The sequence below is a fragment of the Turicibacter sp. St.80E1 genome, from assembly GCF_059728495.1.
Window position 1 is genome coordinate 567,018 of the sequence record NZ_AP039386.1, and the last position, 19,817, is coordinate 586,834.

Consider the following 19,817-nt stretch of genomic DNA (forward strand, 5'->3'; position numbering starts at 1 on the left):
ACTCATTAGAAACATCTCATAAAGTTGTCTAATTATTGGATTCATTTAAATGTATAAGAATCAGATTAATCACACTTAATCTATAAAAAAACTCATGAATCAAACATGGATGCCTGATCATTATTTTTTAAAATAAAATCTATTATAGTATTGATTTTTATCTTTTTTTCTATGAGAATTTTTTAATAAAATCTCTAATTTTTTACGAATAGAGAAATCATAGATAGGATTGAGAGGGTAGGCCAATAAGTTACTTATTTTTATATCCTTGATAAACAATGAAGAGACGATGAGTATTTTTTAGACGATAAAAAATGTTCTTCTTGAATATTTTTGTCGGTTTTTGTGATTATATTATTAGACACTTTATAGATAAATGTGTCATTAAGTATTTGTTTTCTATTCTATATTTTCATTTGATATAGGAATGATTGAGAAAACTATCTGTTCAAATCATTTTACTTAGTGAATGACTTATTTATAAACAGTACGAGGAGTGAAATAAATGAGAAAATTGTATTTTAACGGAACTATTATCACGGTGAATGAAAATCAGCCGACTGTAGAGGCCGTTTTAATTGAAAATGGAAAAATTATAAAAGTAGGTTCTAAAGACGAAGTGTTTGAGTTAAAGGATAGTGAGACAGAGCTTGTTGATTTAGAAGGAAAAACGATGTTGCCTGGATTTATTGATTCGCATAGTCATATCACGGCAGTCGCTCAAACGTTAATGATTGTTAATTTAAGCGAAGCAAATTCTAAGGAAGAATTTATTTCAATGTTAAAAGAATACGTCAAAAATAATTCCCCTAAAGCTGGTGAATGGGTGATTGGATTCGGTTATGATAATACGAAGTTTGAAAATGAGGAGCACCCTACTAAATTTGATTTAGATACGGTTACAACTGAGGTTCCAATCTTCGTTAGTCATGCTTCAGGTCATATTTCTACAACGAATTCCAAAGCGCTTGAAGCATTGGGGTATGTTGGAACAGACTATGAGGTACCTGAAGGTGGGGTTGTTCGAACAGTCGAAGGATCAAATGAGCCGAATGGAGTCTTAGAAGAAAATGCGTGCTTAGCCCCTGAAAAAAGAAAAATTATTCCTGCCCCATCGATTGAGACGTTATTAAAATGTATTAAAAAAGCACAAGAAATCTATTCTTCGTATGGATTAACGACTGCTCAAGATGCCGGGGTTGATGAAAATCTTCATCAATTATTAAGTTTAGCAGCTCAAAAAAATGAGTTAATAATGGATGTTGTCGGACAAGCAGTTCAGCACGTGACATTAAAATTATTGAAAAATGAGGGAACACCAAAAAGAGAGTATGTTAACCATTATAAATTATTAGGCGGTAAAACATGGTTAGATGGATCGCCACAAGGTAAAACAGCGTGGTTAACTAAACCGTATTATGAAGTTCCTGAAGGAGAATCAAAAGACTATTGTGGTTATGGAACACAAGAAGATAAAGAGGTTACTGATTATTTTAAATCATTAATTGAAAATAATATTCAAGTTAACGTTCACTGTAATGGGGACGCGGCGGCAGATCAATTTATTAGATGTTATAAAAAAGCGTTAGAAGAAACGGGAAGTCAAACGGATTTAAGACCTGTTATGGTTCATGCGCAAACTGTTCGTGAAGATCAGTTGGATGCGATGAAGGAATTAGGAATTATACCAACGTTTTTCTTAGATCATATCTGGTTCTGGGGAGATTATCATTATGATTCTGTCTTCGGTCCGGAGCGAGCTAATCGATTAAGTCCAGCGAAATCGGCTTTAAGAAGAAATATGAACTTTACTTTACATCAAGACTCCCCTGTTAAAATGCCAAATCAAATCTTAGCGATTCATAATGCGGTTAATAGACAAACACAGAGTGGTCGTATCCTAGGAGAAGATCAACGCTTAACGGTGATGGAAGCCATTAAAGCTTTAACCTTAAACGCTGCCTACCAATATTTTGAGGAAGAGACAAAGGGATCGATTGAAGAAGGAAAATTAGCTGACTTTGTCATCTTAGATCGTAATCCATTAGAAGTAGAGTCATCAAAAATCAAAGAAATTAATGTGTTAGAAACGATTAAAGAGGGTAACACAATCTATAAAAAATAATTATTGTGTAACGAGGTGATTACTTATTTTCACCTCGTTTTGTTTCGTTTAGTCGTTAAGGAGAGATAAGAATGAATATTAGAAAATTACATATTTTTTATAAAACAGCGACGTGCTTAAATATGAGCCAAGTGGCCAAAGAAATGTATATTAGTCAACCTTCGATTAGTCAATGCATATCAGAATTAGAGTCAGAAATGGGTATACGATTATTTGATCGAATAGGAAAAAAGCTCTATTTGACTAATGAGGGAAAGATTTTTTATGAATATACGAGACGGTTATTGAATATTTACGAGGAGGCGGTAGATGCAGTTCAATATTCGAAGACGCATCAAGGTAAAATAGTCATCGGGGCCAGTACAACGATAGGGGCCTATATTATGCCGTATGTGATTCACGAATTTAATAAGCGAGAAAAAGACATTAAAATATCGATGATTATTGATAATAAGCATCATATTGAGGAGCTACTTTTAACGAATAAGGTTGATCTCGCCTTTATTGAAGGGAGCATTGGTGCAAAAGAGATTATTTCGAAAGATATCTGGACGGATGAGCTTGTCTTCATTAGTTCAACTGAGCATAATTGGCGCGAAAAGGAGTATTTAGAGGTCGCAGATTTACAGGATAATGTCTTTATTATTCGAGAAAGTGGGAGTGGGACACGAGAGCGGTTTGAGGAATTTTTAGAAAGCCAAGGGATTACTGTCAATTCGACAATTGAATTAAGCCATTTAGAGGCAATCTTAAATTATGTTAAACTGAATATGGGTGTTAGTTGTGTACCTTATATGTCAGTGATTCGAGAGGAACGACTTCACTCGCTAAAAGTGTATAGGCTCAAAGGCCATGAACTTAATCGTTCGTTATTTTGTGCGATTCATCGAGATAAGTATATTTCGGTGCCGATTAAATGCTTCATGGATTTCTGCGAAGAATTTGATATGTTTAACTCTAAATCATGAGTCATTCAAGGCGATATGCCTTTGAAGAGGTGGAAAAATGATTTGTTTTCATAAGACAGATTGTAATATTAAGTGCGACAAATAAAAAAAGCTCATAAATAGAATTCTTTGTTATAGAATGAAGTTACCACACCAAATTCTTAACAAGGAGATCTATTTATGAGTTATAAACATCTTAACACATTTGAGCGTACACGTATAGAAGTTCTTTCAAAAATGGGTTATTCAACGAGACAAATTGCGGGGCAATTAAATCGTCATCATTCAACCATTGCTCGTGAACTAAAACGAAATACTCAAAAGACGTATCAAGCAGAGCTAGCAGATGAATTAGCCGAGCAACGTCGCTTAGTTTGTCATCGTCCAGAGACCAAATCTGAAGAAGTTATTCAAACCATCCAACATTATTTAAAGTTAACCTGGTCGCCTGAACAAATTTCTAATACGGTTTTAAAGGGTGTTATTTCATTCAAAACTATTTATCGTTGGATTTATGACGGAACGATTTTGTTAGGGGATTTAAGCTGTTTAAGGCAAAAGGGAAAACGCCGAAAACCACGAGAAACACGCGGACGATTTAACATTGGGACATCAATTCATCAACGTCCGAAAGAGGTAAAAAAACGTCAGGCATTTGGTCATTGGGAACTTGATACAGTTGTTTCAAGCCGTGGTAAAAGTAAAGGATGTTTAGCTACATTTATTGAACGTCAAACACGATTTTATGTCGCCGTTAAAATCGAAAATCGCTCAGCATCTGAAATGTACCGAGCGATTAGTGAGTTATATGAACATTTTCCTAAAGACACCTTTAAAACTTATACCGTTGATCGAGGAAAAGAGTTTGCTTGTTATTCCAAAGTAGAAGCAGATTTAAAGGTTCCTGTTTACTTCGCTGACGCCTATTCCTCTTGGCAAAGAGGAAGTAATGAAAATGCCAATGGTCTTCTTCGAGAATTCTTTCCGAAGAAGACGGACTTAGCACGAGTTAGTGAGAAAGAGATTGATGAAGCCCTCCTCCTCATTAATCATCGACCACGAAAATGCTTAGGTTGGAAAACTTCATTCGAGCTATTTCATGAGAAACTGTCGCATTTGTATTGACAATTCTTCATAAAAAAAAGACAGCGATTCTTATTGTTTGAATCGTTGTCTTTTTTATAATCGATAAGGGGTCACGAGGTTCTATTTAATGAGAACCACCATTACGAATGACGTTCACGTCACATGTTGCATGTTTAACAATATCAAGAGAGACGCTTCCTAATAAGAAACGGTCTAGTCCAGATTTATTGCTTGCACCGCATACAATTAAATCGACATCGTAACCGGGTGCAATGACTTCAGCAATCGCAAGTCCTGGCGATGAGCTATAAGTCTGAACCACTTCTATTTCTTTAATTCCCTCTTTCGTTGCATCTTCTTTAAATTTATCTAAGACACCATCCATATAATCTGAGAAATCTTGTTTAAAAATATAGGTCGTTGCGAGCATTCCCGTTGGATCGATTGGGGTATAAATAATTGTATTTTTTTTAATATGACAGATTGTTAATTTGGCATTGAACGCACGTGCAGTTTCAACGGCTGATCTAAAAGCGGTTTTTGATTTTTCACTATCATCAACAGCGACTAAAATATTTCGGTACATCATAGATTCCTCCTCATGATCATTCATTTCAATTCAATAATTAATCTCTCACACTAATTACCTTTATATGGTTATGTATTTATTATATGAAAAAACTAGATATTTTATGCTTATTCGTATCGTATTTCCTTTACCTTGAGGCGTTTAGTCTCATTTAATAATAGGCACTAGAGGTGATTAGGGTGGGCATAGACGCTTTATTAAGAGAAATGAGGTTTAGGGCTGCGAAAAAGGGGAGATAAATAGGGGGATCCGGTAGTTAGCATTCTTTTTAGAGGGACGGGGAATAAAAAAATCAGCGTACAGAACGCTGATTTTTTTTGTCTTATAATTTAATGATTTTAACTTCCCCTGGTTGTAAGTGAAGACGTAAATTATGGTTATTGTCAAATTCATGAACTTCACGTTGCCATTCATGAGTTGAGAATAATAATGATCCTGTACACCATGTGTTTCCTGAATTTTTACGTAAATCTTCAATGTGTACTGTTACGTCAATTGGACGATACATATCTGTACTTGCTACAATAATGAAAGTGTTATTGTTGAAGTGACCACGTTTTCCTTCTTCAATGTATCCAAATCCAATGGCAGGATCACCTAAGTTATCAAATCCAAGTGGAACGAAGTTACTTAAGTTTCTAAACGTTGATAAATGGTTTTTACGAATTTGTGAAACAGCTTCTAATGTATCAGGTAATTCCCAACGCATATGATTTAAGTAGTGAATTGCAAATTTATCAAATAACGCTAATTTTCCGAAGTAACGATCGTTGTGCGGTAAAATATATTGTTCATAATCACGGCAATCAAGTCCTGTATTCATTGGCTGAATTTCATAAACCTCTTGCCCTGAGTTAATGAAAGGAACCCCGTTAGGCATAAACATATTCATCACTGTTAACATTTTTGATAGCGTGCGTCCACCTTCGCGAGCAGCTAAACGAGGAGTATCGTGTGTTTCCCCTCCAGCAAATACTGGACATGGTAAGTGTCGTGACTCATACATGAATTTGTGTGTGCGGTGTTCAAATGTACGAGGTTGTTGGTAGAATCCGTATCCGATGATCATGTTATATCCATTATCGCGTGATACTTTTGCATTTTCATCTTGTAATTCTTCAGCGATGAAGCAGAAGTCTGGATCGTTTGTACGCGCATTTTCAATAATGCGATGGATTAATTCAGATGGAAGGGCGTGTCCCATATCGATACGAGCCCCATCGATTCCATAATTTTGTTGATAGAATGGAATAATATTTGATAAAGTTGCCCATAATCCTTCGTTGATAATATTACCTTTATATAAATTTGATTTAATTGTATCGAATAAGATATAAGGAGGAAGATCTTGGCCACCTAAATATTTTTGGCTCTCAACTGGATGATCCATGTACATACGGAAGAAAGTAACATCTGTCCAAGGTGGTTGAACGTCGTTAATATGGTCTGAGAAGGCAGGTGCAACAGTTAAACCAAATTCGCGACTAACGATATCTAAAATAGAAGCTCCTGGTGTTTGACGGTATTCTTCAACGACACGTTCCCATTTTTGAGGATCGATGATGTTTGGTGCGTATGAGAATTTACGAATGTGATTCCATACAGATTGTGATGAATAGACTTGTGGTAAGTATTCAGGTTTTGGCGCAAGTGTATTACCAAGTCCAGGTACATGTGGTGGGTAATATTCATGGAACGTATCGGTATATACCCAGTAGAACCAATCTGGATGTTCTAAAATTAAGTCACTTTCAACCGAATTCGTTCTAGGAATGATGTCAATCATGACTTTCATATCTAAAATATGACATGCTTCAACGAATGCCTGGAATTCTTCTTCTACAGTTAAGTCTGAACCTGTCATATTATCTTTTAAACTTGGGTCGATTTCAAAGAAATTACAAACTCCGTAAGGAGATCCTAATTCACCTTTTTTATCTTTTAATGAAAATTTTGAAATAGGTAACATATAAACCGTATCCACACCCATTTTTTTAAGTAACGGAAGTAAGACTAATGATTTAACAAATGTTCCCGTTTCGTTTAAATCGTATAAGTTATGATTTTCTAAATCACCGCTGCGGTCATGATCCCATGACGTCGATGTACGTACCATCATTGAATAAACAACTGAATCTTTGATCCAGTCTCCCCCTAAATAGCCAGGTTTAGCCTCATATGCTTGATTGATTTGACTAATTGACTGATTATAATTCACGTTTTCCTTTGCTTTTGGTAAGATGTAAGACTCGATTACTTCACTGTAGAAGTTGTATGGATTGACGATAAGCTCTCCCCAACTCGTGCGCACCATTTCTTCCCCTTGATAGTTCCAAGCATTCCATAAATCTGGAACCACGTAATTATAAACGTCATTTTTTTGGTCATGCTTTCTTAATGTATGTAATAATTTTTGTAATTTACTCTCCCTCACTATTTATTCCTCCGTTTCCATAAATGCACATTTATTATATCATCTTTAAGGGGAAAAAAATAGAAAACTCGCATGAAAGAGGCGAGGTTGTAATCGGTTACTGATAGGGAGAGTAATATTTTTTGTTAAAATGAGGAATATTTTTATAAAATGTTGTTTGAATATTAAAGAGGTAGCCTAAACTATAGGAAGTAGCATGAAGAGGTGATAAGATGTTTTATCCGGCTCTAATGATGAATTTTTATCGATTCTATCAGCCTAAAACGAAAGCTTGCTTAATTTTTTATGAAAAGCAAGCGACTCAAATAACAGATCCTAAATTAAAAAAAGAAGCATTAGCCAGTCTCAAACAAAAGGCATTTCATTGTTATGGGGCATCTTTTTATGCCTCCTTAGTCCCACAAAGTAAACAGTCTGATTATTTATGTTTTATGACTGCCTACCAAAGTATTTGCGATTATCTTGATAATCTAGTGGATCAGACTCCTATTATAAACGAAACAAATTTTAGACGATTGCATCAATCGTTATTAGATGTTTTTAAATTGACGCCGCCAAATCAACATTATTATCAGTATCAAACCCAACAACTCGATTCGGGGTATTTGAATTTACTCGTACGAATTTGTCAAAGATGTTTAAGAACGATTGATAATTATAAAAGATACCAACCTTATTTTTCACGTTTAGCACGACTTTACGTGGATTTACAAGTGTATAAACATTTAAAAGTGAGCGAACGTGAAGAGCGTCTGAAGCAATTAAAAGTTGAAAATGAAAAGTTAGCTGAAGGACTTACTTGGTTTGAATTTGGTGCGGCGTGTGGTTCAACGCTTGGAATTTTTACGATGGTTGCCTATGCGATGAATCAAGAAAAGTATCAGGTGACTCCAGACCGTATTTTTCGGTCCATGTTTCCCGGTGTTCAGCAACTACATATCATGTTAGATTATGTAATTGATTTACCAGAGGATTTAGCGGATGGCGAGCTAAACTTTTTTTCTTATTATAAGAATGACGATGAAGGAATCGATCAAATCCTTGAATTATATCGGCGAGTTCAACGCGAGGTGGAGCATTTACCGGAGAAAGTGTTTCACCAAACGATTAATGATGGATTGTTTGCTCTATATTTAGCAGAAGGGTTGAGGAAAAATCCAATGCTAAGAACATTCGAAAAAAAAATCATGAAAAATTTAGGGTTAAGGGCACGCTTTTTACTTCATCATACAAAGAAATTCGTCCGATCTTAAAAATAGGGGGAGAGGAGCTTTGTCGTCTCTCCCCCCCTGAAACTTGGGCAACGAGAAAACAGTCTCGCGATGAAATAATGTTTTAGTATAGTTACTTGTTTAAGTGGAGTTTTTCTAAAAAATGAAATTGGCAATCGAATGTTTTGGATGATTAGCGGTTTAGATAGGACATAAAAAGGCTCTAGATTCATTATTAATATATAAGGATAAAAAAAGTTACCTTTCGGTAACCTTTTTTAATGGAGTTTTTCAATGGCAATAATAAACGGGGCCGTTTTTCGATTGGTGAATTGATAGGTGAGCACTTGATACATTTTTGAATCTAATTCATGAAGACGTGACTCCAGATGATTTCGTTCGATTTTTCCTTCTAGGTGCCCGTGGTAAATGACAAGGATGATAATCCCGTTTTTTTTGAGCAATGAGAGGAGATCAGTGACTGCTTTCCATGTCGTTTCCCCGTGGGTAGTGATGGCTTGGTCACTTCCAGGAAGATAACCTAAATTAAAGATTGCAGCACTCACTGGTTGGGTCACATAATTAGACAGGTTTTCATGTCCATCATGAATGAGACTCACTTGAGTGAGGTTGGCAGCCTCTAATTTATGTTGTGTATTGATAATCGCCTCTTTTTGAACATCAAAACTGTAAACATGACCTGTTTCCCCTACAAGTTCCGCTAGGAATAAGGTGTCGTGTCCATTTCCTGCTGTTCCATCAATCGCAACATCACCGGGAGATAGAGCCCGTTCGAGTAAGTGTTTTGAGAAGGGAAGGATACGTTCTAGTGTCTGAGCCATGTTACTTTTCCTCCTTTTTGTAAAGGCGACCTTGGTAAGTATTTCTTTCCTTTAATCGATCGTCGATGGCGTTTAACACTTCCCACTTTTTGAGGCTCCACATCGGACCAATGAGTTCCTCACGAACGGCGTCACCTGTTAGTCGGTGGATAACCATATGAGGAGGAAGAATTTCGAGTTGATCAACGACTAAGTCTACATATTCGTCTTTTTCCATGAGTTTTAGTTTGCCTTTTGTTAGCATTTTGTGCATCGGTGTTCCGTCGATAACATGAAGAAGGTGTATTTTAACCCCTTGTACATCGAGTTGGGCAACTGCTTTGGCAGTTTCGAGCATCATGTCATGTGTTTCATTCGGTAAGCCATTAATGATATGGATGATGACATCAATATTTTTTGCTCGTAGTTTTTGAACTCCTTCAACTAGTGTTTGGTAGTCATGTCCGCGATTAATGAGTTTTCCTGTTTGGTCGTGCATCGTTTGAAGCCCCAGTTCTACCCATAGGTCAACTTTTTTATTCAGCTCTCCTAAATATTCAACGACATCATCTGGGAGGCAGTCTGGGCGTGTTCCGATGGAAAGGGCGACGATGTTATCATCGCATTCTAATACAGCTTCATATTTTTTTCGTAAAACTTCAAGCGGGGCATGAGTATTCGTAAAGGCTTGAAAATAGGCGATATATCCCGCTTCGGGCCATTTTTGATGCATCATTTCTTTTACTTGGTTAAATTGAGTTTTTAAATTGTCTTCCGGATTTCCGGCAAAGTCTCCACTTCCTTTTGTACTACAGAATGTGCATCCTCCATATTTAACTGTTCCATCAATGTTTGGGCATGTAAATCCTGCATTGATCATGACTTTAAATATTTTTTGATGGTATTTTTCACGTAAATGATAATTTAAGGTGTGGTATCGTTTATCAGAGTAACTATATGGAAAGGGATTATTCATCGTTTTTTCCTCCTTTAAATGCTTCGTTTATTTAGTATCTTGTCGATGATATCAAAGATAACAGGTATGCTGAACGATTCAAGCTCTCCGGATCAAGGCGGTCAGTCATTCGTTCTTGAACCGCTTGAATCTCATAAGCGCCGCTTGTTTGAAGCGGGATCTGTTCTCTAAGATTTTGGGTACTTTTCTTTTTAGTTTGGCGTTCCTTCTAATTTTTTAAGCGATTCAAAACTTATTTAGACGTCTATATTTTATCATAGAAAGGGAGGGGCAGGCACGTGATATTGTCTAAGGACGTTTTTTCCAACGGTTTTTTGTAAAAAATCTTGTTTTTTGGGTAATGTTTGATATAATTTTTTCTATAATAACCTTATAGATAGATAGAAACGATGAAAAGGATTAGTAGTAAGACGAGGCTATTAAAGAGAGCGAATGGTTGGTGGAAATTCGTATAGAGTCCCTTATGAACTCACCTTGGAGTTGCAGTTGTGAAAAGAAGTAAGAGCTGCCGCCTGTTTGGCGTTAAAACAATGAAGGGGTAAAAGCTTTTTAAGGTTAGCTTTTGCAACTAAGGTGGTACCGCGTCGATGACGTCCTTAGCTCGTTTTAAGGTACTTTTTTTTATGCTTAAAAAGGGTAACTCGCTTCATCGCTTTGTGTGTAAAAGGACTGCCGATTAAAAAGTGACAGGAATACCCTTAAATGGGTATATAGGAGGTAATGTTATGGCATTCGATCATCAACAGATTGAAAAAAAGTGGCAAAAATATTGGTTAGAAAATAAGACGTTTAAGACATCTGATGATTCTTCAAAACCAAAATATTATGCATTAGATATGTTCCCATACCCATCAGGAGCTGGACTTCATGTCGGGCATCCAGAAGGTTATACGGCAACAGATATTGTTTCACGTATGAAACGTATGCAAGGATATCGTGTCTTACACCCAATGGGATGGGATGCGTTTGGATTACCGGCTGAACAATATGCATTAAATACAGGAAATGACCCACGTGAATTTACGGATATTAATATTAATACGTTCCGTCAACAAATTCAATCGTTAGGATTCTCTTACGATTGGGATAAAGAGTTAAATACGACGGATCCAAAATATTATAAATGGACACAATGGATTTTCACACAACTTTACAACATGGGACTTGCTGAAATTAAGGACATTGAAGTAAACTGGTGTGAAGGATTAGGAACAGTTCTTGCCAATGAGGAAGTTTTAAACGTGAATGGAAAAATGGTTTCAGAGCGTGGAGAACATCCTGTTATTAAAAAACCGATGAAGCAATGGGTGCTTAAAATTACTCACTATGCTGAACGTTTATTAGAAGATTTAGAAGGTCTAGATTGGACGGAAAGCATTAAAGATATGCAACGTAACTGGATTGGAAAAAGTGAAGGGGCATTAATTAATTTCAAGGTAGATGGAACGGATGCTTCATTTGATGTTTTTACAACACGTCCAGATACTGTTTTTGGAATCACTTATGTCGTTTTAGCGCCAGAACATCCACTTGTAAGTGAAATTACAACCCCAGAATATCAAGAAGCTGTTCATGCTTATCAAGAATCATCGAAGGCAAAATCAGATCTTGAACGTACGGAATTAAATAAAGAGAAATCGGGAGTTCCAACAGGTGCCTTTGCGATTCATCCAATAACAGGTGAAAAAGTTCCTGTTTGGATTGGAGATTATGTCCTTGCAAGCTATGGAACAGGTGCGGTAATGGCAGTTCCTGCACATGATGAGCGCGACTATGAATTCGCAAACAAATATGATTTACCAATCAAGCAAGTTATTGAAGGAGACTTATCAGAAGGTGCTTTCACAGGTGATGGAGCTCACATTGAATCTGACTTTATTAATGGGATGAATAATGCTGAGGCGAAGACGGCCGTGATTGATTGGTTAGAAGCTCACGACTGTGGATCACGCAAAGTTAACTACAAATTACGTGATTGGTTATTCTCACGTCAACGTTATTGGGGAGAGCCATTCCCAGTTATTTTATGGGAAGACGGAACAATGTCTGTACTCGAGGCGGACCAATTACCACTTGAATTACCAGTAATGGATAATATTAAACCATCTGGAACAGGGGAATCACCACTTGCTAATGCAACAGAATGGTTAGAAGTTGTTCGTGAAGATGGAGTTAAAGGGCGTCGTGAAACAAATACGATGCCACAATGGGCCGGAAGTTGCTGGTACTACATTGGATATATTTTAAAACAAGGTAACGATTATGTTGGATTAAATACAGAAGAAGCAAAACAATTATTAAAAGAGTGGTTACCAGTTGACCTTTATATCGGTGGGGCAGAACATGCGGTATTACACTTATTATACGCTCGCTTCTGGCACAAAGTTTTATTTGATTTAGGAATCGTTGAGACGAAAGAACCATTCCAACGTTTATTTAACCAAGGAATGATCTTAGGGGAAAACAACGAGAAAATGTCTAAATCAAAAGGAAACGTTGTAAATCCAGACGATATCGTTGAATCACATGGCGCAGACACACTGCGTTTATATGAGATGTTTATGGGACCTCTTGATGCAGCAATCGCTTGGTCAACAGAGGGTCTTGATGGAAGCCGCCGTTTCTTAGATCGCGTATGGCGTTTATTTGTCACACCAGAGCATACATTAACAGAAAAAATCACGGTTGATAACGATGGAAAATTAGATAAAGTTTACCATGAAACGGTTAAAAAAGTGACAGAAGACTATGAAAAATTAAGCTTTAACACGGCGATTGCACAAATGATGATTTTTGTGAATGAGGCGTATAAAGCAACAAGTATTCCACGTGAGTATGTAGAAGGATTTGTTAAATTATTAAATCCAATTGCTCCTCATATGACGGAGGAAATTTGGTCTGTTCTTGGTCATGAAAATACAGTGACTTACGAAGCATGGCCAACTTATGATGAAGCGAAGTTAGTATCTGATACAATCACAATTATCGCTCAAGTTAATGGTAAATTACGTGCACGTATCGATGTTGCGGCGAATATTTCAAAAGAAGAAATGTTAGAATTAGCAATGGCTCATGAAAATGTTCAAAATTTCGTAGCGGGTAAAGAAATTGTTAAAACAATTGCTGTTCCTAAAAAATTAGTGAATATTGTTGTAAAATAAGAAGAAAAGCTCATGGATTTTATCCATGAGCTTTTTTTTACTTCTGCGTTAAGATATATTCGTGAATATAGTGGGCAACCCCACTCTCTTTATTAGATTTTGTGGTCGCATTTGCGACTTCTTTTAGCTTATCAATCGCATTATCCATCGCGACACCTGTTCCAGCATACGTCAGCATCTCAATGTCATTATCACCATCTCCAAAAGCAATAATATCTTTTTGTTCGATGTTGAAATGTTTTGCTAGTTGCTCAATCGCTGTTGCTTTGTTCGTATCTGATTTAAATACTTCAATAATGTTGGCATTATCGCCATCCCAGTTTCGGCAGGTTACGATGTCACCGTAGTTTTCACGAAGGAAAGACATGACCTTCTCGGTACATCCTTCTTTAGCTTCTAATATAAATCCATTTGGATGTTCGTCTAATGTTTCTTTAAATGGACCATATTTAACAGATGTGCATGATTCGATATGGAACCAATCGCGAACACTATCCCCTTGATTTAACACATAGAGATGATCTTTGTATTCGCAGTAGGCATTAACGATAAGATCTTTCAGTTCTGAGTCAAAGAGCGTGATGATGACTTCTGTTGGAATTTGGGCAACGATGTCGGAAAAGTTCTCATTTTCTGGATGATGTATATATGCCCCATTAAAGTTAATAATAGGGGTATCAAGTCCTAATTCTTTATAGAAGTGGACTGACGCACGTGCTGGGCGTCCTGTTGCAATGACGACAATATGTCCCTCTTCTTTAGCTTTCATTAAAGCTTCTTTGGTTTTTGGGTCGAGTGTTTCCCAGTTCTGCAAAGCTGTACCATCTAAGTCTGTGACAATTAATTTTCTAGTTTCCATTGAAACACCTCCATTTAATTATCATATCATAGTTGGTTATGAAGTTAAATAAAGTTATTGAGAGGCTATTAAATCTATTAGTTATGGAGATAATTGTTAGTTTATAAATAAAAACGCTATTATTAAAAATTATTAGCACTCTTATTGACTGAGTGCTAAAACAGGCGTATAATAAAAGTATCATCAGAAATGATGAAGGATTGGAGTGATGATTATGAATATTAATAAAATGACTGAAAAGTTGCAACAGGGGTTAGTTGGTGCACAGTCTCTTGCGTCTTCGTTACATCACCAAGAGATTGATACCCCGCATTTGTTAACGACTTTATTACAAGATCATGACGGATTAGCTGCTCGTGTTTTTACAAAGGCAGGTTATCCTTTAAATAATATATTAGATTCATTGAAGCAAATGTTAGATAAAAAGCCCTCTGTGACAGGTGCCACAGGAGATCCTTACGTATCGGCTGATTTAAATCGAGCGTTATTAAAAGCTGATGATTATGCGCGCGCATGGAAAGATGATTATTTATCGATTGAACATGTGTTGCTCGCGATGCTCGAATCGAAAGATTATCAGATGAAGCAATTAATTAAAGAATATGGAATTAAGGAAAAAGAACTAAAAGAAATTATTTCACAGATTAGGGGGAATTCAAGAGTGATGACACAAAATCCAGAAGCAACTTATGAAGTGTTAGAAAAATATGGACGTGACCTTGTTGAGGATGTTAAGTCAGGTAAAATTGATCCTGTCATCGGGCGTGATGAGGAAATTCGTCGTGCTATTCGAATTTTATCGAGAAAGACTAAAAATAATCCTGTTTTAATCGGTGAACCTGGGGTCGGTAAAACGGCTATCGTTGAGGGATTAGCTTGGCGTATTGTGAGACAGGATGTTCCTGAAAGTTTAAAAGATAAAGTGATTTTTGAGTTAGATTTAGCAGCACTTGTTGCAGGTGCTAAATACCGTGGGGAATTTGAAGAGCGTTTAAAAGCAGTATTAAATGAGGTTAAAAATAGTGATGGACGCATTATTCTATTTATTGATGAGATTCATACGATTGTTGGGGCAGGTCGTACAGATGGTGCAATGGATGCCGGGAATTTGTTAAAACCTTTACTAGCTCGTGGTGAGTTGCATTGTATTGGGGCAACGACGCTAAAAGAATATCGTGAATATATTGAAAAAGACCCTGCGCTTGAACGTCGTTTCCAAAAAGTACAAGTCAATGAACCGACCGTTGAAGACACTGTGTCTATCTTACGTGGATTAAAAGATCGCTTCGAGGTCCACCACCGCGTTAGTATTTCTGACCGAGCTATTGTCGCTGCAGCAACATTATCGGATCGTTATATTACCGATCGTTTCTTACCAGATAAGGCGATTGATTTAATTGATGAGGCATGTGCAACAATTCGTACAGAAATTGACTCATTACCAGAAGAAGTCGATCGTATTAGCCGTCGTGTGACACAACTTGAAATTGAAGAAGCGGCGTTGAAAAAAGAAAAAGATGAGAATAGTAAACAACGTCTTGAAACTTTACAAAAAGAGTTAGCAAATTTAAAAGATGAATTAAAAGTGTTAAAATTACAGTGGGAAAAAGAAAAACAAGCCATCCATGGAGTTGCGGATCTTAAAAAAGAACTCGAAGGAGCACGCCGTGCGTTAGAGGATGCCCAAGCTCGTGGGGAATATGAAAAGGCAGCTGAATTGCAATATGGTAAAATTCCAAGTTTAGAGAAACAGATTGCTGAAGTGGAAACGATGCAACACGACGAGTCTGGAAAAGAAGGACGCTTATTGCGTGAAAATGTAACGGAAGAAGAGATTGCCGAAATTATTTCCCGTTGGACAGGAATTCCAATAGCTAAGCTTGTTCAAGGGGAACGTGAAAAGCTATTAAACTTAAAAGATGAATTAAAACGCCGAGTGATGGGACAAGACGATGCGATTGATTTAGTTGGTGATGCTATTATTCGTGCTCGTGCAGGAATTAAGGATCCACATCGTCCAATTGGTTCGTTCCTATTCTTAGGGCCTACAGGGGTTGGTAAAACTGAAATTGCGAAAGCATTAGCTGAATTTTTATTTGATAGTGAGGAACATATTGTTCGAATTGACATGAGTGAGTATATGGAAAAACATGCAGTTTCACGTTTAGTCGGAGCGCCTCCAGGTTATGTAGGTTATGAAGAAGGTGGACAATTAACGGAAGCTATTCGCCGTAAACCCTACTCAATTGTCTTACTTGATGAAATTGAAAAAGCTCATCCAGATGTCTTTAATATTTTATTACAAATCCTTGATGATGGACGTATCACAGATTCTCAAGGTCGTACGGTGGACTTTAAAAATACAATTATTATTATGACATCAAATATCGGGTCACATATTTTGCTTGAAAACCCTGATTTTGAACAAGCGCAAGAGCAAGTGCTCGAAGTTTTACGCGATTACTTTAAACCAGAGTTATTAAATCGTATTGATGAAATTATTACATTTAATCCATTATCAGAGTCAATTATTTACCAAATCGTTGATAAGTTTATTGCAGGATTAAATCATCGCTTAGAAGAACAACGAATCACAGTTCGATTAACAGATGCTGCTCATGCCTATGTCGCTGAAGCCGGATTTGATTCAGTTTACGGAGCACGTCCATTGAAACGATTTATCCAACGTACGATTGAAACAAAACTAGCTCGTGCCTTAATTGCGGGCGATATTGAGATGGATACAACGGTGATTGTTGATGCCGTTGATGGAAATATCGAGTTGTCTTATGAAAAAAATTAAATAAAAAAAAAAACTCATGTCCCGTTTGGGCATGAGTTTTTTTTTGTACTTTAAAGAATAGCAAATGATAGGATAAAGCTTAAGGCCAGTAGGATGAGTGTTGAACTTAACAGTTGATTGATATCTAGCCACCTTTTAGATTGCTTATACTCATAAAATTCTTCAAAACTATGAAAAATTTTCTCCCCAGTTGCTTCATCGTAATCATTTTTCTTATCTTTGACATCCTTTGTTGTCCAATATTTTGGAAGAAAAAAAAGGACGTATCGTTTTGTTTTTTGCCACGAGTATTGGAACGTATAAAAGGTCCCCTGATCTAAAATCCATTTGAAAGCATAGATACAAAAGAAAAACAAAGAGACGAGAAAAAGTGTATTCGTGAATTGAAGTGCGGAAAATCCTTGTCTCAGTAAAAAGAGAAAGGTGATTCCTATTATCCATAAAATTGATTTGAAAAAGATAGGATACTGTTTTAGCATCATAGATTCCCCCCTTATATTTTCTCTATTATAGCAGAGATAGTCTCTAAAATAAGACTTTGTCATAAAAAATGACTAAATTTATAATAATTCTACGTATTTCAAAGAATCAGAACGGTTTATTACGAACGTTTTTTGTCATAGTCAATAAAAAAAATCAAAAAAAATAATAAAAGCGATTACAGACTAAAATTAGGATTTACAAACTATATTTTGGAAGTTAAAATGTAAATAAGTATCGTGAGCGATACAAAAAATACCAATTATGGTAATAAAAAACGTAAGGGGGAAACAGCGTGAATAAGAAATTAGTAGGAATTTTCGCCGCTGCTTTCTGTGCTTTTGGGCTAGCCGCTTGTTCATCAGGTGATGCAAATCCAGCAGATAGTAACGGAAACCCGAGTGCAGGGGAAGCAAAATCGGGTGGCAAAGTCTTAAAATTATTAGAAACGTCAAACATCAAGAGCTTACTACCTTGGCAGGCTACAGACTCAGTATCATTCTTAATGTTAGGTAACATTTTAGAGGGATTAGTGACATTCGGTGAAAATGGGGAAATCATGCCAGGGGTAGCAAAAAGCTGGGATATCTCAGAAGATGAATTAACGTATACGTTCCATTTAAATGAAGACGCAAAATGGGTAAAAGCGAATGGGGAAGAATATGCACCTGTTACCGCTCACGATTTTGTTTATTCTTGGAATCAATTAATTGACCCTAATACAGGGGCGGAGTATAACTTTATGTTAGAAACTGCCGGAATTGAAGGGGCTGGAGATGCTTTAGGATTAGCATCAAACTTAGTGACTTATAATGCAGATTCAAAAACATTATCGTCATTAAAAGTTTCAGATTATAAAGATACGGATTCTCAAACAGCACAACAACAATATGATGAAGCAAAAGCCGAATTAGAAGAGGGAATTGCTTCTGCTGAAGAGGCGATTAAAGGATTAGGATTTGCCTCTGTTGAGGAAGCAAATCAAAATATGCAACAATTAATGGATGGATTAGGATTTAAAGCAGTTGATGATTATACGTTTGAGGTAAAATTAGAAGCTCCAACACCTTATTTCTTATCATTAATGGCGTTCCCATCATTCTATCCAGTTAATGAAAAATTTGTTAATGAAGTGACAGAAGATAAATTTGGAACAACAGTTGATAATTTCTTATATAACGGTCCTTTCTTATTTACAGAGTGGAAAATTTCAAAAAGCTTCTATTTAACTAAAAACCAATCTTACTGGGATGCTGAAAATGTAGCGTTAGATGGTGTAGATTTTGTTGTCAATGAAAACATCGATAATAATACATGGGTAAGCTTATATACAGACGGTAGTGTAATGGAAGCGAAGCTAAGTGGAACAAACGTAGCCACTTATGGATCACGTCCAGATGCAGTGGCTGAGGGAGATCCAGGCGTATTCTATTTAGAAGTTAACCAAGGAAATGGTGCCGCAACACCAGTAACTAAATTATTAGCTAATGCTAAAGCGCGTAAAGCTCTTAATATGGCGATTGATAAATCATTTATTATAGATGAAGTATTAGCTAATGGATCAATGGTTGCTGATTATTTAGTACCAAAAAACTTTGCATACGGACCTGAAGGAACATCAGTTGAAGGACAAGATTTCCGTACGACATATGAAGGATTTAACACTTATAATAAAGAAGAAGCTAAAAAATTATGGCAAGAAGCCATGGAAGAAACTGGAGTAACAGGACCAGTTGATTTAGAAATTTTAATTCAATCAGCAGATTCAGCAATTAAAATGGGATCAGCGATTCAAAATGATGTGCAAGAAGTTTTAGGAGAATTTGGTGTAACAGTTACGATTTCACCGGTTCCATTCCCAGAAAAATTAGCACGTGTTTCTTCTGGTGACTATCAATTAGCGTTATCAGGATGGAGCCCAGATTATGCTGATCCAATGACTTACTTAGATATGTTCGTCACAGGTGGGGGACATAATAATATTGGATATTCAAATGCTAAATATGATGAGTTAGTTAATTCAGCAAAATCAGGGGATTTAGCAACGGATTATGAAGCACGTTGGAATGCATTAGTTGAAGCGGAACAAATTTTATTAGGTGAAGATCAAGCGTTAATTCCGTTATATCAAAAAGGTGTTGTTAATTTACGTAGTCCGAAGTTAGTAAACTATTGGAAGCAAGCGGTTGGACCTGATTATTTCTATAAATGGGTAGATATTCAAGACTAATTGAGATCATTTATAGTTTTACAAGCATAAGACATTTTGTCGTCTTATGCTTGTTTATCATAAAAATAAGTTGATTAAAATATAGATTTAAAAAA

General features: G+C 36.4%; 13 protein-coding genes and 1 other annotated feature. Of the genes, 7 read left to right on the forward strand and 6 right to left on the reverse strand.

Features of this window, described 5'->3' with window-relative positions; genetic code table 11:
- The first annotated feature begins 505 nt into the window (after nt 1-505).
- The 3 genes from AC6I0I_RS02605 to AC6I0I_RS02615 all read left to right on the forward strand — a co-directional run bounded on the left by AC6I0I_RS02605 (nt 506) and on the right by AC6I0I_RS02615 (nt 4,197).
- Nucleotides 506-2,125, forward strand: coding sequence for an amidohydrolase (locus tag AC6I0I_RS02605; RefSeq protein ID WP_161832809.1), 1,620 nt, complete (start codon nt 506-508; stop codon nt 2,123-2,125).
- Between the two features lie 71 nt (nt 2,126-2,196).
- A complete protein-coding gene (locus AC6I0I_RS02610; protein WP_161832808.1) occupies nt 2,197-3,093 on the forward strand; it encodes a LysR substrate-binding domain-containing protein in 897 nt (298 codons plus the stop codon).
- Nucleotides 3,094-3,252: 159 nt separating this feature from the next.
- On the forward strand, nt 3,253-4,197 hold the full coding sequence (locus AC6I0I_RS02615) for an IS30 family transposase (RefSeq protein WP_289461060.1): 945 nt from the start codon (nt 3,253-3,255) through the stop codon (nt 4,195-4,197).
- 85 nt (nt 4,198-4,282) lie between these two features.
- Here AC6I0I_RS02615 and AC6I0I_RS02620 read toward each other — a convergent pair whose 3' ends face one another.
- Together AC6I0I_RS02620 and AC6I0I_RS02625 are read right to left on the reverse strand one after the other, a co-directional pair.
- Complete coding sequence (locus AC6I0I_RS02620; RefSeq protein ID WP_161832173.1) at nt 4,283-4,744, reverse strand: universal stress protein; 462 nt, start codon at nt 4,742-4,744, stop codon at nt 4,283-4,285.
- Nucleotides 4,745-5,069: 325 nt separating this feature from the next.
- Nucleotides 5,070-7,181 (reverse strand): alpha-amylase family protein, encoded by a 2,112-nt coding sequence (locus AC6I0I_RS02625; RefSeq protein ID WP_262950290.1) that lies wholly within the window; start codon nt 7,179-7,181, stop codon nt 5,070-5,072.
- Between the two features lie 212 nt (nt 7,182-7,393).
- Between AC6I0I_RS02625 and AC6I0I_RS02630 the strand changes: the two genes are divergently transcribed.
- Nucleotides 7,394-8,434, forward strand: a complete 1,041-nt coding sequence (locus AC6I0I_RS02630; protein WP_262953815.1) for a DUF2600 family protein — start codon at nt 7,394-7,396, stop codon at nt 8,432-8,434.
- A 236-nt stretch (nt 8,435-8,670) separates the two neighbouring features.
- Here AC6I0I_RS02630 and mnmM read toward each other — a convergent pair whose 3' ends face one another.
- Nucleotides 8,671-9,234, reverse strand: coding sequence for a tRNA 5-(aminomethyl)-2-thiouridylate-methyltransferase MnmM (gene mnmM / locus AC6I0I_RS02635; protein ID WP_161832171.1), 564 nt, complete (start codon nt 9,232-9,234; stop codon nt 8,671-8,673).
- Between the two features lies 1 nt (nt 9,235).
- Nucleotides 9,236-10,189 (reverse strand): tRNA modification radical SAM protein MnmL/YtqA, encoded by a 954-nt coding sequence (gene mnmL / locus AC6I0I_RS02640; RefSeq protein WP_161832170.1) that lies wholly within the window; start codon nt 10,187-10,189, stop codon nt 9,236-9,238.
- Between the two features lie 380 nt (nt 10,190-10,569).
- Nucleotides 10,570-10,790 (forward strand) — a binding site (T-box leader).
- A gap of 124 nt (nt 10,791-10,914) precedes the next feature.
- Here mnmL and leuS point away from each other — a divergent pair.
- Complete coding sequence (gene leuS / locus AC6I0I_RS02645; RefSeq protein WP_262953816.1) at nt 10,915-13,350, forward strand: leucine--tRNA ligase; 2,436 nt, start codon at nt 10,915-10,917, stop codon at nt 13,348-13,350.
- 37 nt (nt 13,351-13,387) lie between these two features.
- On the opposite strand, the gene AC6I0I_RS02650 is transcribed toward leuS, so the two are convergent.
- Nucleotides 13,388-14,209, reverse strand: coding sequence for a Cof-type HAD-IIB family hydrolase (locus tag AC6I0I_RS02650; RefSeq protein WP_161832168.1), 822 nt, complete (start codon nt 14,207-14,209; stop codon nt 13,388-13,390).
- Nucleotides 14,210-14,423: 214 nt separating this feature from the next.
- On the opposite strand from AC6I0I_RS02650, the gene clpB reads away from it, so the two are divergent.
- Nucleotides 14,424-17,012 (forward strand): ATP-dependent chaperone ClpB, encoded by a 2,589-nt coding sequence (clpB, locus tag AC6I0I_RS02655; RefSeq protein ID WP_161832167.1) that lies wholly within the window; start codon nt 14,424-14,426, stop codon nt 17,010-17,012.
- Nucleotides 17,013-17,062: 50 nt separating this feature from the next.
- Here the strand turns inward: clpB and AC6I0I_RS02660 are convergent, their stop codons facing one another.
- On the reverse strand, nt 17,063-17,494 hold the full coding sequence (locus tag AC6I0I_RS02660) for a DUF3899 domain-containing protein (RefSeq protein ID WP_497993654.1): 432 nt from the start codon (nt 17,492-17,494) through the stop codon (nt 17,063-17,065).
- Nucleotides 17,495-17,787: 293 nt separating this feature from the next.
- On the opposite strand from AC6I0I_RS02660, the gene AC6I0I_RS02665 reads away from it, so the two are divergent.
- Nucleotides 17,788-19,722 carry a peptide ABC transporter substrate-binding protein gene (locus tag AC6I0I_RS02665; protein WP_262953817.1) on the forward strand — a complete coding sequence of 645 codons (1,935 nt, stop codon included), beginning with the start codon at nt 17,788-17,790 and terminating at the stop codon, nt 19,720-19,722.
- Nucleotides 19,723-19,817: the final 95 nt, after the last annotated feature.